Origin of the sequence: Pseudorhodoplanes sp., from assembly GCF_046289595.1 — a bacterium.
GTDB lineage: Bacteria > Pseudomonadota > Alphaproteobacteria > Rhizobiales > Xanthobacteraceae > Pseudorhodoplanes.
Genome location: NZ_JBKBVB010000003.1, coordinates 54209 through 69177, shown reverse-complemented (window position 1 = coordinate 69177; position 14969 = coordinate 54209). Strand labels below are relative to the sequence as shown.

Sequence of the window (14969 nt, the reverse complement as noted above, 5' to 3'; positions counted from 1 at the left end):
CATGCAAGGGTTACGCTGTCACGACCGCGCTCAGGCCGGCCATGCCATCCTGTCTCACGGCTTACCGATGCGTCTCATTTGGTGCGGTGCTGGCGGTGGTTCAGGCGCCGAATGCGAACCCGATGCGGGCGACCTGCCGGAATTCGCTCGGCGTACAACCGGCATGGTCCCGGAAGAACCGGGTGAAATGGCTCTGCGCCGAAAAGCCGAGTTTTTCGCTGACCAGGGCCAGGCTGTCGTCGCTGTGGACCACGGTCTTCACCGCAAGTTCCATCCGCAGAAGATTGACGTAGAGGTGCGGCGTCATCCGCGTCGAACGCTCAAACAGGCGGTAGAAGTGCGCCCGTGAAAGGCCAACTTCCTTCGCCATGGAATCTACGTCCTGCGCCGCCTTCGGGTCGGCACGGATCAGGTTGATGGCGCGGCGAATCCGCCAGTCCATTGGATTGCTGTGGGCCTGGAAATCAGCCGCTCTCTTCGAAAGCGTTCGCCAGGGCGTGAAGCGTTCGATAATCGAGATCATCAGGTCGGACAGCAATTGTTCCTGAGTTGCGCCCGCGCTCGGGTCCGCCATCATGAATGCGGCGAGATCCATCGACAGGCGCCGGATGCGCGGCGAGAGCTCGCCGGCGGGCCTGTCGAAAAAGCCATGTGCGCCGCTCGCCGCCCAGTTCGGGCGGAAGGTTTTCAGCCAGCTGGGCTCGATGTAGAGCGCGAGGATAATGGTGCGTGGCCGTTCCTGATAATGCACGTAGGCGTGCGGCTCCCAGGTATTGATCAGCACAGCTTGTGTATCGGTGAGGGGAACAAGCCGGTCGCCGACGGCAAACTGGGTGTCGGCGCCGCTCGCCTTGATCAGCACATGGCAGTGCGGATGCGCATGCCGCACGAGTGAGCGGTCCATGTCGAGCAGGGCGACACGGCCGAAGTCACCATGGGCGATGCGCAAGGCGTTGGACATTCCTTGTTTGGTTTCCTACCCGGGGCTTCTTCGCAGTCGGCCGCTCTATTATTACGGCGATCGCACGGACTATTCTTGCCGAATTGTCGCACTGCGTAAGTTAAATTGCGTATCGCGAATTCCGCCATTGCTGCAAGCGGGTCGCTCCGGAATGCTGCGGTGCGAGATAAAAAATGAGACGCCGCGGTAATGCGAAATGGCGCCAAAGCGGCCGATAACGAGTCCGGGGTCAACGAAAATCAAGGCCGAATATGACCGAGGCGGTCCGGTGCGGAGACATGCAATCGAACGTTGTGGCGGGCCGGGAAGGCCCGCGGCCGATCACGACCTTGCGCGGATGGCTCGATCATCTGGCTGCGCAAGACCGGCTCGCCGTGGCGCGACCTGGCTTGTCTCTGGCCTTCGAGATCGCGGCAGTCGCCAAGCGGCTCGATGGCCGCAAGGCCACGTTCTTTCCGCAGGCCGGGGGACATGCAATGCCGGTAATTTCGGGGCTGGTATCGGACCGGGGCTGGATCGCCGAGGCCATGGGCGTCGCCCCGGGCGAGGTGCTGACCCGGTTCCAGGAGGCCGCCCTCAATCCTGTCCCATGGCTGGAAGTGCGAAATGCGCCGGCTCAGCAGATGGTGCATCGCGACGTCGATATGACCCGGCAATTGCCGATCCCGGTCCATAACGAGCACGATAGCGGCGCCTATATCACCGCGGGTCTCCTGATCGCGCGCAATCCCAGGAGCGGGATCCAGAATGTGTCGATTCATCGTTTGCAGGTGAGCGGCCCGAACCGGCTCGGGGCCCTTTTGCTGCCGCGCCATACTCATATGTTTTTTGAGATGGCGGAGGCCGCCGGTCAGGCGCTCGATGTTGCCATCGCGGTTGGTGTCGATCCGCTTACGCTTCTGGCGTCCCAAGCGATTGCGCCAATCGACTTCGACGAACTTACAATCGCCGGTGCCCTGCATGGTGCGCCGCTTCCAGTGGTGAAGTGCGTGACCAACGAGGTCCGCGTTCCCGCGGAAGCCGAGATCGTCCTCGAGGGCCGGCTGCTGCCGCATGTCCGCGAGCCCGAAGGCCCGTTTGGAGAATTCCCGCAATATTACGGCGAACGGGCGAAGCGCCACGTGATCGAGATCGACGCGCTCACGCATCGCAAGGACGCCATGTTCCACACCATCGTCGGCGGCGGTCTCGAACATCTCCTGCTCGGCGGCATTCCGCGCGAGGCGACACTGCTCGCTCACCTGCGTCGCAGTTTCCCGAATGTATGCGATGTGCATCTCGCGCGTGGTGGCGTTTGCCGCTATCACCTCTATGTGCAGATCGACAAGCGGCAGGAAGGCGAAGCCAAGAATATCATGATGGGAGCTTTCGCCGGGCACTACGATGTCAAGCAGGTGATCGTGGTGGACGACGACGTGGACATTCACGATCCAGCAGAAGTCGAATGGGCGGTGGCGACCCGCTTTCAAGCCGACCGCGATCTACTCGTCGTAGGCGAAAGTCAGGGTTCCAAGCTGGACCCGTCGGCTCGCAACGGCGTCGGCGCGAAGATGGGGCTGGACGCGACCAAGCCGCTCGATGCACCCGAGATGAAATTCAAGCGCATCCGTGTGCCTGGTGAGGAAAGCGTGGATATCGGGCGCATTCTCGAAAACGACCATTCTTGGAGACAATGTCTCAAGGCCTGATCAGGCAGAGGCTCTGAAGCTGGCCCTTTGGCCGGTTCCGTCCCTTGAAGGCAGACGCGCAGCCTATAGCGTTTTCGAGCGAAGTGGGCACCGGTTCGCGTGAAGAAAACGCGCCAACGCAACAACTTAGAGTCTTTTCGCGATTCGAAGAAAAGCGGAAAGACTCTAGACGCGTCGCCTTCGGTCTGTCCGATCCAGGGGCCGAGGATCTGCCTGGTTCCATCGCGCAAAACACCGAGCGCAATATAGACGGCTTTTGTGACGGACAAAGCCTTCGTGACGGATTGTGATCCGAATCGCATCGAAGACGATCAACGGATAGCAGGCGTGCAGCGGCCCGATTGCTATTCGTCAACCTCCTAAAGCACCGCCGAGATCAATTGTATCAGAGCGGAACCCGATCTGATTGAATCGTTGAAGATTCCCAAATCAGGAATGACGTGATTCACGCTGCCTGCCGGATGGAGGCCGGCAGGCTTGCTTACTGCGCGGCGTTCAATAAACCTGAACGTGCCTCGCGCGGACGGCGAACCGGGTGACGGCTCCGGCCAGCCTCTGATCGCGGCGATCGTTTTGAATCCTCCGCAGCCGCCTTGACACTCCGATAGATCATGAACTAAAAAAATAAACCGGCCAGCCGGTTTATTGGGTAATTTTGTATCAGGACAGCGTCCGCCGGTGATTATCAAAAGCCCTCAGGATCGATGAACAAGCCCCAGCAGAATAAGCCCGCCACTTCAATGAAAAGTGCGCCCAAGCCGGCGGAAGCTGGGGGCGCGCACGCGATTCCGAACGACGATGGCCTTCTTGACCTACATTACTCAATGCTTCGTGTCCGGCGGGTTGAGGAGCGGCTGCTTCAGGTCTTTTCAGAGGGGAAGATTCCGGGATTCATTCATGTCAGTATCGGCCAGGAAGCAGTTGCCGCGGGTGTGTGCTCGTGCCTGACGCCGGCGGACACCATCTTCACCACGCATCGCGGACACGGCCACACATTGGCCAAGGGCATGGAGCTGAAGCCGTTCATGGCCGAGATTTTCGGCCGCGCGAACGGTGCGTGTCGCGGCAATTCGGGCTCGATGCATGTTGCCAGCAGCGAAGCTGGAGTCGGCGGCGCCAACGGTATCGTCGGCGCGGGGCTGCCGATTTCGCTCGGCAGTGCGTTCGCCTCCGCTTTCAAGGGTGAGGACAGCGTCACCGCGGTATTCTTCGGCGATGGCGCGTCCAATCAGGGCACCTTCCACGAAGCCATGAATCTCGCCGCGCTGTGGGATCTGCCGATAATCTTCGTGTGCGAGAATAACGGCTGGGCACAATTCACCTCGCAAAAATCCTATATGAAGATCGACAGTATCGCGCGACGGGCCGAGGGCTATGGCATGCCCGGCGTCTGCGTCGATGGTGATGACGTGCTGCGGGTTCGCGAAGCTATGCGCGAGGCCGTTGCGCGCGCGCGGGCAGGAGAGGGGCCGACCCTGCTCGAATGCAAGACCTATCGCTGGTTCGGTCATTACGCCGGCGACCCGCAGAAGTACCGGCCGGCCGAGGATCTCGAAAAGTCGCGCAACGTCGACTGCATCGTCAATTTCCAGAAATTCCTGATCGACTCAGGCCGCGCCGATCGCGCGCAGCTCGACGCCGCCGATGCCCGCCTTGCCGCGGAAATTGATGAGGCGATCGCTCATGCGGAGGCGGCGCCCGCCGCTGCGAAGGGCGAATTTCTGAAAGACGTTTATGCCTGACACTTGCCGCGAGGTTTGCCTGCCGTGAAGGAACTTCGATACATCAAGGCGATCAACGAAGCCTTGCATGAAGAGATGGCGCGCGATGAAACCGTCTTCGTTATCGGCGAGGATGTCGGTGCGCCAGGCGGCGCCTTTGGTGGGACGCGCGGTCTTCTTCAGGCCTTTGGCGAAAAGCGCGTACGCGACACTCCGATCAGCGAATCCGCGATTGTCGGCCTGGCGCTGGGCGCGGCGATGAAGGGGCTGCGGCCGGTTGTCGAGGTCATGTTCGCCGACTTCCTGCCGGTCTGCATGGACCAGATCGTCAACCAGATCGCCAAGACGCGCTTTATGTTCGGCGGCCAGTTCACGGCGCCGCTCGTGATCCGCGCCCCGGGCGGCGCCGGGCTCAATGCCGGACCGCAGCATTCGCAAAGCCTGGAAGCGTGGTTTGCCCATGTTCCTGGGCTCAAGGTTGTGATGCCGGCGACGCCGGCCGACGCCAAGGGCCTCCTCAAAAGTGCAATCCGTGACGACGATCCGGTGCTGTTTCTCGAGCACAAGGCGCTTTATGCCTCGTCCGGAACGGTACCGGAGGGCGAATATTTGGTTCCGATCGGAAAAGCGGACGTGCGCAGGTCCGGGAAGGACGTGACGATCGTCACCGCCTCGCGCATGGTGCAGCAGACCATGGACGCGGCGGAAACGCTCGCTGCAAACGGCACCGATGCCGAAGTCATCGACCTGCGTTCGCTGACGCCGCTCGACAGGGATGCGATCTTCAAATCCGTCGAGAAAACCTCGCGTCTGGTTATCGCGCACGAAGCGGTGAAATCGTTTGGCATCGGCGCGGAAATATCTGCGATGGTCAGCGAGGAAATGATCGACGTACTCGATGCGCCGATCGCGCGCGTCGGCGCGCCGTTCTCGCCGGTCCCATTCAGCCAGGAAGCCGATTACCTTCCAAACGCCGCCGATGTCGTGCGCGCCGTCGAAAAGGTGATGATGTATTAGGCGGCAGCATCGGTCCGGGCGTTCGGCAGCCGCCGGGTGCGAAGGCGTACTGCAGGAAACGAGTCGAGAGGCGGGGAGTCCATGAGTTCCGCAATCGTCATGCCCAAGGTCGGTCTGACCATGACCGAGGGCAAGATTGTCGAGTGGAAAAAAGCCGTCGGCGATCGCGTCGAGAAGGGCGAAACCGTCTTCGTGTTCGAAACCGAGAAGGTGAGCTTCGACGTCGAAGCCCCGAAATCGGGCTTTCTGACAAAGATCGTGGTGAACGAAGGCGAGACTGTTCCGGTCGGGACCGAAGTCGCGCTGCTGGACGAAACAACGGGTGGCAACAATGGGGCTCAGCCGGCACAGGCTGCCCCTGCCGTTGCAGCTCAGGCCGTACCGTCGCCCGCGTCGGCTCCGGTCGCAGCTGCGGAGCCACGCATGGCGGCGTCGAAAGTCCGCGCTACGCCGCTGGCGCGCCGCATCGCGAAAACGCATGGGATCGACCTCGCCCAGGTTGCCGCCGCGTGCCCGTCGGAACGGCTGACGCGGCTTGACGTGGAGTCGTTCCTCGCGGCGCATACGCCGGCGGGGCAGTCTAGGCCGCAGCCCGCCGTTGAGCCGATCGCGCAACACGCGCAAGGCCGTATCGTCAAACTCTCCTCCATGCGCGAGATCATCGCCCGAAAGATGCTTGCGAGTAAGGTAGAGGCCGCACAGGCCTATATGGTCGTCTCGGTGGACGCGGGAAACCTGATCGACGCCCGTCAGCGGCTCATGCCATCCATAGAAAAGCAGACAGGCGTGCGCCCGACTCTAACCGACCTGCTGGCCAAGATCGTCGCAGTCGCCATTGCGCGCCATCCGGTAATGAATACGCGCTGGACGCCCGAGGGCATTCTCTGGATCGATCCCATTCACATGGGGATAGCGACAGCGCTCGATGACGGGCTTGTCGTGCCGGTGATTGCAGATATCGGTACGAAGAAGCTTTCCGAGATCGCGGTCGAGCGCAATGGCCTGATCGCGCGGGCGCGCGCCGGAAAGCTGCCGCCCGAGCAGATGCGGGGCGGCACCTTCACGATTTCGTCGCTGGGCATGTTCGGTGTTGAGGAATTCAGCGCCATCATCAACCAGCCGGAAAGCGCGATCCTCGCGGTCGGCGCGATCGTCGACACGCCGGTCGCGCGCGACGGCGCGGTGGTTGTTCGTCCGGTCATGAAGCTGACCCTGACCTACGATCACCGGATCATCGACGGGGCCAAGGCCGCCGCGTTTATCGCAACTCTAAAGGATGTGGTCGAGGAACCGTTGCTGGCGTTGGCATGAGGCGACTTGCGCGGGTAAAACGTCGGGATGTTGTCTGATCGTCGCACAAGGCCGGCTGGCTTCGAATGTTGCGAACGTTGATCTTCGGTGGGACTTTCAACCCGGTGCATGTGGGGCACGTGAGGGCTGCGATCGAGGTGGCGGAAGCGCTCGATCTGGTGCGCGTCGAATGGATTCCGGGCTACGCGCCGCGTCACAAAGCCGATTCGGCGTTGCTGCGTTTCCAGCTTCGTGTGGCGTTGCTGCACGCGGCGCTAAGCGAGGACGACCGCTTCTCGGTGAATGAGATCGAGAAAGATCTGCCGGTGCCTTCGTTCACCATTCAGACCTTGGAAGCAATGGCAGAGGCGGGGCGGGAGTCCGACAGATATTTTCTCCTCGGCGATCGTGAGTTTTTGCGCCTGCACAAGTGGCGGGCCGGCCGTCGTGTGGCCGAATTGGTGCATATCGCAATCGTCTGCCGCACCGAATTCGACATCCACGAGTTTGCGTTGGACGTCGCTGCTGCCTGGCCTGAAAGCCGCCGCATCGATCCGCCGGCTGGATCGGTGATGGCTTTCGAGCTTATCCCGGGACGGCGCGCAGTGCTGTTGCCTTTGCCGCGGATCGACATCAGTTCCTCGCTGGTGCGCCGCCGCTGGCTGGAGCGTCGCGATCTGTCGTATCTGGTTCCGCGGGCCGCGATCGACATTCTGGAGCAGCATCGTGCGGAGGTGGATGCGGCCTGGCGCGATGCTGATGCGTCTGTATCGAATTAGCGTTTGCGAGATTCCCCAGGAATCGAGATCGACCATGACCTACGATCTGAGAGATACGATTTTCGCGCCGGTGGCGGATCGCCTTTATACGGCCGATGTCAGGGTCACGAGTCCGGGCGTCGTCTGCGGTGTAGAGATGGCAGGTCAGAAAGCGTCCGATCTTGGCTGCGAGGTGCTTTGCTGCGCGGCCGATGGCGATGAGGCGGATACCGAGACGCCGATCCTCAGCATGCGCGGTTCGGCCAAGGCGATCGCGATGGCGGAGGATTGCGTTCCCGGCGCCATCGCAAAGCCCTCCGGTATTGCGCGTGCGATGCGCCGTGCGCAGGAATTGGCCGGAAGTCGTGTTCGCGTCGTGTCGGGGGCGGCGAAGAAGATGCCGGAGGAAATCAAGCCGCAGATCCGGCGCGCCGTGCATCGCGGGGGCGGCAGCGGACGCATCTCGGAGCTGCCGTTTCTGTATCTCGACAAGAACTATGTCCGGATTTTCGGGTCGGTGCGCAAGACGCTGGAAGCGGTCGCACCGATGCAAGGGTATGTGCGCGCCATCCAGTTGCGCGGTCTGGTCGAGGACATTGCCGCAGAAGCGCGCGCGGCCATTGCGCTGGGTGCGGAAATCCTGATGGTCGACAGCGGCCGGTTGGAGGATCTTGACATGGTTGCGGGTCTTGTCCGCGAAGCCGGATGCCGCGATCGGACAACGATTGCCTTCGCCGGAGATATCGCAATGGAGGACATTCCCAGCGTCGCGCAGCATGACGTGGACATTCTTGATATCGGACGCGCCATCCTCGATGCGCCGATCGTCGACATCAAATTCGACGTCCGAACCGGCTGACTCGTCGGAACATTTTCGAACAACGTCGGCGCCGCCTGGCAGCAGCAGATCGCGTCGATGCAGAGACCCGAAGCCTCAAGATAAGCGGCTCAGGTGCTCGAAAGACGCCCGCAAGGGGGCCTAGGTTCCGCCAAATACGACTTGATCGCCGGCCAGGGGCACTGCATGTCCGACCAATCAGAAAACCGGCCAGCCGGTATTTATTGACACAGTTCAGGATTGCGGCTCTAATTTAATCCGGCTGGCCGGTTTTTTGCGGTCGTGACTGCCCATGGCTGCGCGCTGCGGCATCAGGGACAACGATGCTCGCCGCCGTGCCCTTGAGCGAACGGTTCGGGCTCGACTTGGACGGGTGAGAACAGCGGGGGAACGTGCATGGAGGATCGCGTCGCCGACGCAGGTGAGTGGCAATCCGTGTCCGGCCGACGGACGGCCTGGCGCGATTTGCGGGACTTCCTCGCGCTCGCAGACAGTCACGGCCTGGTCAAGACGATCGATGTGCCGGTCAACCCCCGGCATGAGCTTGCCGCCATCTCGATCATGGCGACGGCGGAGAACGAAGCCGCACCGGCGTTTCTGTTCCGCAATTTTGCAGACAATCCGCTTGGCGCCAGCGTCGTCACCAACATGCTCGGCTCGTGTCGGCGGCGTTACGCGCTGGCGATGGGGCTCGACCCCGATGCATCGCTGCGCGAACTGGTGGCGCAGACCCGGGCGCTGATGGTGGCGCGGGTGCCGCCGAGGGAAATTACCCCGGAGCAAGCCCCCGTCAACGACGTCGTTCTCACCGGCTCGGACATCGATCTGACGAAGCTCCCAGTCCCGACGTTCTGGCCGGGCGACGGCGGCCCCTATATCGGCACCGCGAATGTGGTGATGACACGCGGACCCGATCAGCAGCGCATTAATCTCGGCTGTTATCGCCAGATGCTGCATGGCCCGGACAGGATCGGCCTCTACATCACATCGGGCAAGCATGGCCGGCTTGATCGGGATGCCTGGTGGGCACGTGGCGAGCCCTGCGAAATCGTCGCGGCGTTCGGCGTCGATCCCGTGCTGTTCATGATGGCCGGCAGCGGCTTTGGCAAGGATGTCTCCGAGCTGGATGTCGCCGGCGGCATTATGGGCCAACCGGTGGAGCTGACGCGTGGCGTTAGCGGTTCGCTGCCGATACTCGCGCGCGCTGAAGTCGTGGTCGAAGGCGTTCTGCGTGCCGGCGAGACGGAGATGGAGGGGCCGCTCGGCGAGTTCACCGGCTATTACGGCAACGAGCGCGGGCCGCAGCCGGTGATTGAGGTGAAGGCGCTGCATTACCGCAAATCGCCGATCCTCACGGCGGCGATCATGGCGCGCTACCCGTCGAGCGAACTCGGGACGGGATTTGCCGTGATGCGTTCCTCGCGCATTCTGGACGATCTTGTCAGGCTTGGCGTGCCTGGCGTCGAAGGCGTCTATGCCACGCCCGCCGCCCTCGGCGGTTATGCCATGGTCGTCGTCTCCATCCGCCAGATGTATCCCGGTCACTCGGCGCAGGTGCTGGCATTGGCGGCGCAATGCCCTGCCGCGGCGTTTTTCACAAAATGGATTGTCGTGGTCGATCACGATGTCGATCCGACCGATTTCAACCAGGTGCTCTGGGCGCTTTCGACGCGCGTCAACGCCGCGGAGGATCTCGAACTGTTGCGCAACACATGGTCAACGCCGCTCGATCCGCCGCGCTTTCCCGCCTCGGAACGCCCTTACGGCTCCAAGGTGCTGATCAACGCTTGCAAGGATCACCGGCATTATGCGGCGTTTCCGAAAGAGACCCGCCTCGATCGCGAAACCTACCAGCAGGTGCGCCGGCGCTGGAGCGAATTGGGGCTGGAAGGGCGGCCGCCGGATGTTTGGGTGTTTCATGGCGAGTAGCGGCGCACCCAGAAGCGAGCATCAACCCTCGCGCGACGGGACACCGCGTCCAATCTGAAGAATCTACGAGAGAGCCTGCAAAAACCATGGGAGGTCAGGGATGAAACGCTGGATGTTTGGAGCAATTTTCCTTGCAGTAGCTGGCGGGTTCGGGGCAGTCGCGCAGGCCCAGGACGATGCGGTCAAGAACTATCCGCAGCGGCCCATCAAGATGATCGTGCCGTATGCCCCCGGCGGCGGTACGGACATTCTCGGCCGCGTCGCCGCGAAAGAATTGTCCGAAGCGCTAGGACAGCCGGTTGTTGTCGAAAACCGGCCGGGCGGCGCGGCGATTGTCGGGGCCGAAGCGGTCGCCCGATCCAACCCAGACGGATACACCCTCCTTGTTGCGCCGTCCGGACCGCTGGTGATGAATCCGGTTCTGCGCAAGACGCTGCCATACAATTCGCAGACCGACTTCGCGCCTGTGTCAATCATCGGCCGGCTTCCGTTGCTGATCACAGTCAATGCTTCGTTGCCGGTCAAATCCGTCAAGGAACTGATCGACTACGCCAAGGCGAACCCCGACAAAATCAACTATGCGTCCAGCGCACCGCTGTTTCAGCTAGCGACCGAATTGTTCAAGCAGAAGTCCGGCACGAATTTCCAGCCGGTGCCATACAAGAGCAGCGCCGAGTCGGCGACCGCATTGCTCGGAGGCCAAGTCACATTGGCGATCTCCGACGTGCCGCCGGTCGTCGGCCTGATCAAGGACGGCAAGCTGCGGGCGCTTGCGTATACCGATACGCAGCGAAGCTCCGAATTCCCCGACGTGCCGACCGTGGCCGAGGCGGGGTTGCCGGGGACGGAAGTAGCGACACTGGTCGGCATCGTGGCCCCGGCCGGCACACCGGATGTGATCATTAAGAAACTACAGGACGTGCTGATGGCGATGGTGAAGAAGCCCGAGGTGCGGGAGCGCTTCAAGACCATCGGCGTCGAGCCGGTCGGCAGCACGTCGGAAGAATTCGCCGCCGCCATCAGGGCCGATATCGCGCGATGGGAAGACGTCGCCCGCCGCGCCAATATCGAGAAACAATAGAGCAAAGACCTTTTCGCAATATCCGTAGTGTCCGCGTGCCGGGATCGGCACGCGGAATCCGGCGCCCTGCTAAGCCGGCAATGCTGGCTTGTCCATGTTCTGATTCAGGCAATGCGCGATCCAGTGCCGCGTCAGCTTTTCCTGAACCGAATTCTGACGCAGCCTTGTGCGTAGCACGCCGAAATCCACGTCCTCGAGCGGCTGGTCCTGGCAGGCGCAGGTGAAAATCACAGTTTCCTTGCCCGTATCCGGTGCCCGATGAACCTGCAGGCATTGGCCGCAAATTTCCTTCATCATGCATTGCATCGGCGAATTGATCGAACCGATGGCCTCAATCTTTGGATCGAGATACGGGTGCAAGGCTCCGTGGCGGGCCCTTGCAATCGCGCTCATCATGCCATCGGAGCCAATGGCGATCAGGTGCTGCGCCTCATCGAGGCGGATGTCCGGAGCTCCGAGATCGCCACGCGCATAGGCGGTCATCGCATCGAGGATATTGCCGGTGAAGGCGCGATCCTGCGGGCGGCTCGGCTGAAACCCGGGCGCTTCGTCGCTGCACCAGACCACGACATCCGCCGCCGCCTCGATCTGTTCTGCCTTGAAGCGATCTTGCGGCCTCTTGTAGCCAGCAAAATACACCGTGCGCGAGCCCTTGGAGCGCGCCGCCTGTCCGATCGAGAACAGCACTGCATTGCCGAGCCCGCCACCCGCGAGGATGTAGGTCCGTCCGGACTCGATGCGAGTCGGTTCGCCCGTCGGCCCCATCAGCACCACTGCTTCCCCCGGCCGCAGCAACTGGCACAAGTCGGACGAGCCGCCCATCTCCAGAACGATGACGGAGACGAGACCCCGTTCGCGGTCCACCCAAGCGCCGGTCAACGCAAGTGCCTCGGTTGCGAGCCGCGTTCCGGCGACCTGCGGTGCAAACGACTCGTAGTTCTGAAAGCGAAAGAATTGCCCCGGTTCGAAGGCGCGTGCCGCTGCCGGCGCATGCACGATCACTTCTACAATGGTCGGGGTCAAACGCACGACGTCGTGAATGACGGCTCGGAATTCCTGCGCGAGGCGCGTAAGCGGACTCATGCCGCTCGCCGCCGGCAGCGCTTCCATCAGGCTGGTGATGACGGAATAGCCGCGCGTGGCACTCGCCATCGCTTTCACAACATTGCCGGCAAACGATGGATGCAGATCGCCGAAGAAGCTGACAAAGCGGCCGTCCGGGCGCCGGTCCATCAAGACATGCGGCGTCTGCGGCTTGCAGGAGCGCTCCGGCGACGCGGGCCGCCCGGTTTCGTCCACGGCCTGGAAATAGCGCCCGTCGAGCTTGACCTCGACGCCGTGCTCGCGGCTGAGCACCGTGTTCGGCTGGGTGCCGGCGGCAATCAGGATGGTGCGGGCAGGCAGACGAAGCGGCGTGCCGGTCTCATCCTGATTGTGTTCAGCAACAAGCAGCGCGGTTGCATGGCCGTGGCTGTCGACTTCGACTGCCGTCGGGGAGAGGCCCTCGGCAAAGGCGATGCCTTCCTCCATCGCCTTTTCGACTTCCTCGTGGTTAAGCGTGTAACTCGGCGATTCGGTCAGGCGCCGGCGGTAGACGACCGTTGCGCCGCCCCAGCTTTCGAGCAGGGCGGAAATGCGTGGCGCACGGCCTTCCCGCGCGGCTGTCGCGCGTTCCTCGCGCAATGCCTTAGCGTGGCGGATGAATTCGTCCGCGATCCCGGTTTCGTCATCGGACAGTCCAAGATCGAAATGAGGGTCGGCGGCGCGCAATGTCTCAAACCGGGCGAGAAACTTCTCGACCTGAACCGGATAATAGGCCAGCGCCTCGGTTGCGGTATCGATTGCAGTGAGGCCGCCACCAATGACGGCGATCGGCAGCCGGACCGTGAGATTGGCGAGGCTGTCGGACTTCGCCGCACCCGTGAGCTGCAACGCCATCAGGAAGTCCGAAGCCTGGCGGACGCCATGGGCCAGACCATTCGGCATCGGGATCACGGTCGGTTTTCCTGCGCCCATACACAGGCTGACGTGATCGAAGCCCATCGCGAATGCGCTGTCGGGTGTGATGCTGCCGCCCATGCGCACGCCGCCGAACATAGCGAATCCGTCGCGCCGCTCCAGCAGCAGCCGGATGATCTTCAGATAATTCTTGTCCCAGCGCACGGTGATGCCGTATTCGGCGACGCCGCCGAAACCCGCCATCGCGCGCTTGTCGAGGTCTTCGTAGAGTTCGGCGAGGTCGCGTATCGGTGTGAATGGCACGCGGCTGCCGTCGGCCCTGCGGCCGGAAAGATGCTCGGGCAAGGGCTCGATTTTCAGTCCGTCGATGCCGGCGACGCTGTGCCCGTCATTGAGGAGGTGGTGGGCGAGCGTAAATCCCGCAGGACCAAGGCCGACCACAAGCACATTGCGTCCAGTTGCTTCACGCGGAAGCGGACGACGGAAATTCAGCGGGTTCCAGCGCGTCAGCAAGGAATAGATTTCGACTCCCCAAGGCAGACGCAGCACGTCCTTCAAGGTGCGCGATTCAATCTGCGGGATGTCGACCGGCTGCTGCTTCTGGTAGATGCAGGACTTGACGCAGTCGTTGCAGATGCGATGGCCGGTGGCCGCGCAAAGCGGGTTTTCCACGGTCACGATGGCGAGTGCGCCGAGCGCGTAACCTTCGGACTTGACGAGGTTCATTTCGGAGATGCGCTCCTCCAGCGGGCAACCCAGCAGCTTGCCGTCGAAGGCATCTTTTTCGACCTCCCCGGAACGACGGTCGCGCAGTCCGAGCGAGCAGCTATCTTTCCCCTGCTTGTGGCACCAGATGCAGTAATTGGCCTCATCGAGCGCACCCGTGAGCGAGGTGCCGCGGTCGGTGAGCTGAAAGCCGCTGCGTTCGCGGCGGTGGTGATCCGGCGCGGTCCAGACCGCAATATCGCCTTTGCTGCGGCGCTCAATCTCAATCAGGTTCATCGGGTCGCGCTTGGCCGGCTGCTTGAACAGCACGCCCGCGCGATGCCGGTGCCTGCCTTCGGCCGAGAGCGTAGCCCATGCCGCATAGGTTGCAGCGAGGTCCAACTCGGCTGCATGTGCGGCCTCCGCCTTGAGCCAGCGCGTCACGTGGTACGCGAAGGCATTTTCCGACAGAGCTTCGCCAAACAACGCTTCCAAATCCCTGGTGATTGCTGCGGCGTCGATTGTGGCGGCGGACTTTGCGGCTGCAGAACGCAGGGCGCGGCGTTGCACGAAATTTCGCTTCACTTCGAAGAGGTCGGACTTCGACAGATGCTCTTGCCGCAGAGCCCGCAATTCGTCCCCGATCCCGAACAATCGCCCAACGAAGTCTTCCAGATGCGGAGCCAGCGCGATGATGAGCTCCGATTCCGCTTTCCTGCCAAGTCGGGCCGGTGCGGCGCGCGCCTGCAACAGACATTCGGCCAGATCGTCCGACGCCGCGCGCAGATCGCTTACGAACAGTGCATCCAGGCGCGCAAGCCCGTCGCGATCATACAGATCGGAAAACGTCAATCCGAAAGCGAGTGTGAGGCTGGCTGTATTGCCCGGAATGCTCGTCATCGCGCACCAATAATTGACAACTAAGATATTTATAAGTAAGAAACAAAATAAGTGTCAACGATACAACTGAGATGAGTGCGCCCGGGCCGTTCACGCGCTATGCAAAGCGCAGGTTGCGGCAA

At 62.2% G+C, this 14969-nt stretch carries 10 protein-coding genes and 1 pseudogene; 8 read left to right on the top strand and 3 right to left on the bottom strand.

What is annotated here, in order from left to right; translation table 11 throughout:
- Nucleotides 1-100 precede the first annotated feature (100 nt).
- The gene (locus ACK41X_RS01635; protein ID WP_409718471.1) at nt 101-961 is read right to left on the bottom strand and encodes a helix-turn-helix transcriptional regulator; all 861 of its coding nucleotides are present in this window, start codon (nt 959-961) and stop codon (nt 101-103) included.
- Nucleotides 962-1239: 278 nt separating this feature from the next.
- Between ACK41X_RS01635 and ACK41X_RS01630 the strand changes: the two genes are divergently transcribed.
- Entirely contained in the window at nt 1240-2649 is a 1410-nt protein-coding gene (locus ACK41X_RS01630) for a UbiD family decarboxylase (RefSeq protein ID WP_409718468.1), read from the top strand.
- A 176-nt stretch (nt 2650-2825) separates the two neighbouring features.
- Here ACK41X_RS01630 and ACK41X_RS01625 read toward each other — a convergent pair.
- Nucleotides 2826-2985, bottom strand: a pseudogene (locus tag ACK41X_RS01625) (transposase); the annotation flags it as partial.
- Between the two features lie 488 nt (nt 2986-3473).
- On the opposite strand from ACK41X_RS01625, the gene ACK41X_RS01620 reads away from it, so the two are divergent.
- From ACK41X_RS01620 to ACK41X_RS01590, 7 genes are all read left to right on the top strand, one after another.
- Nucleotides 3474-4391, top strand: a complete 918-nt coding sequence (locus ACK41X_RS01620) for a thiamine pyrophosphate-dependent dehydrogenase E1 component subunit alpha (RefSeq protein ID WP_409718465.1) — start codon at nt 3474-3476, stop codon at nt 4389-4391.
- Nucleotides 4392-4415: 24 nt separating this feature from the next.
- Complete coding sequence (locus ACK41X_RS01615; RefSeq protein ID WP_409718462.1) at nt 4416-5387, top strand: alpha-ketoacid dehydrogenase subunit beta; 972 nt, start codon at nt 4416-4418, stop codon at nt 5385-5387.
- A gap of 81 nt (nt 5388-5468) precedes the next feature.
- A complete protein-coding gene (locus ACK41X_RS01610; protein ID WP_409718459.1) occupies nt 5469-6698 on the top strand; it encodes a dihydrolipoamide acetyltransferase family protein in 1230 nt (409 codons plus the stop codon).
- A gap of 65 nt (nt 6699-6763) precedes the next feature.
- A complete protein-coding gene (gene nadD, locus ACK41X_RS01605) occupies nt 6764-7456 on the top strand; it encodes a nicotinate (nicotinamide) nucleotide adenylyltransferase (protein ID WP_409718456.1) in 693 nt (230 codons plus the stop codon).
- Between the two features lie 34 nt (nt 7457-7490).
- Nucleotides 7491-8294, top strand: coding sequence for a hypothetical protein (locus ACK41X_RS01600; protein ID WP_409718453.1), 804 nt, complete (start codon nt 7491-7493; stop codon nt 8292-8294).
- A gap of 375 nt (nt 8295-8669) precedes the next feature.
- Nucleotides 8670-10202: a UbiD family decarboxylase gene (locus ACK41X_RS01595; protein ID WP_409718450.1), complete on the top strand. Its 1533-nt coding sequence runs from the start codon at nt 8670-8672 to the stop codon at nt 10200-10202.
- A gap of 100 nt (nt 10203-10302) precedes the next feature.
- Nucleotides 10303-11283, top strand: a complete 981-nt coding sequence (locus ACK41X_RS01590; RefSeq protein ID WP_409718447.1) for a Bug family tripartite tricarboxylate transporter substrate binding protein — start codon at nt 10303-10305, stop codon at nt 11281-11283.
- A gap of 69 nt (nt 11284-11352) precedes the next feature.
- Here ACK41X_RS01590 and ACK41X_RS01585 read toward each other — a convergent pair whose 3' ends face one another.
- The gene (locus ACK41X_RS01585) at nt 11353-14847 is read right to left on the bottom strand and encodes an FAD-dependent oxidoreductase (protein ID WP_409718445.1); all 3495 of its coding nucleotides are present in this window, start codon (nt 14845-14847) and stop codon (nt 11353-11355) included.
- Nucleotides 14848-14969 lie beyond the last annotated feature (122 nt).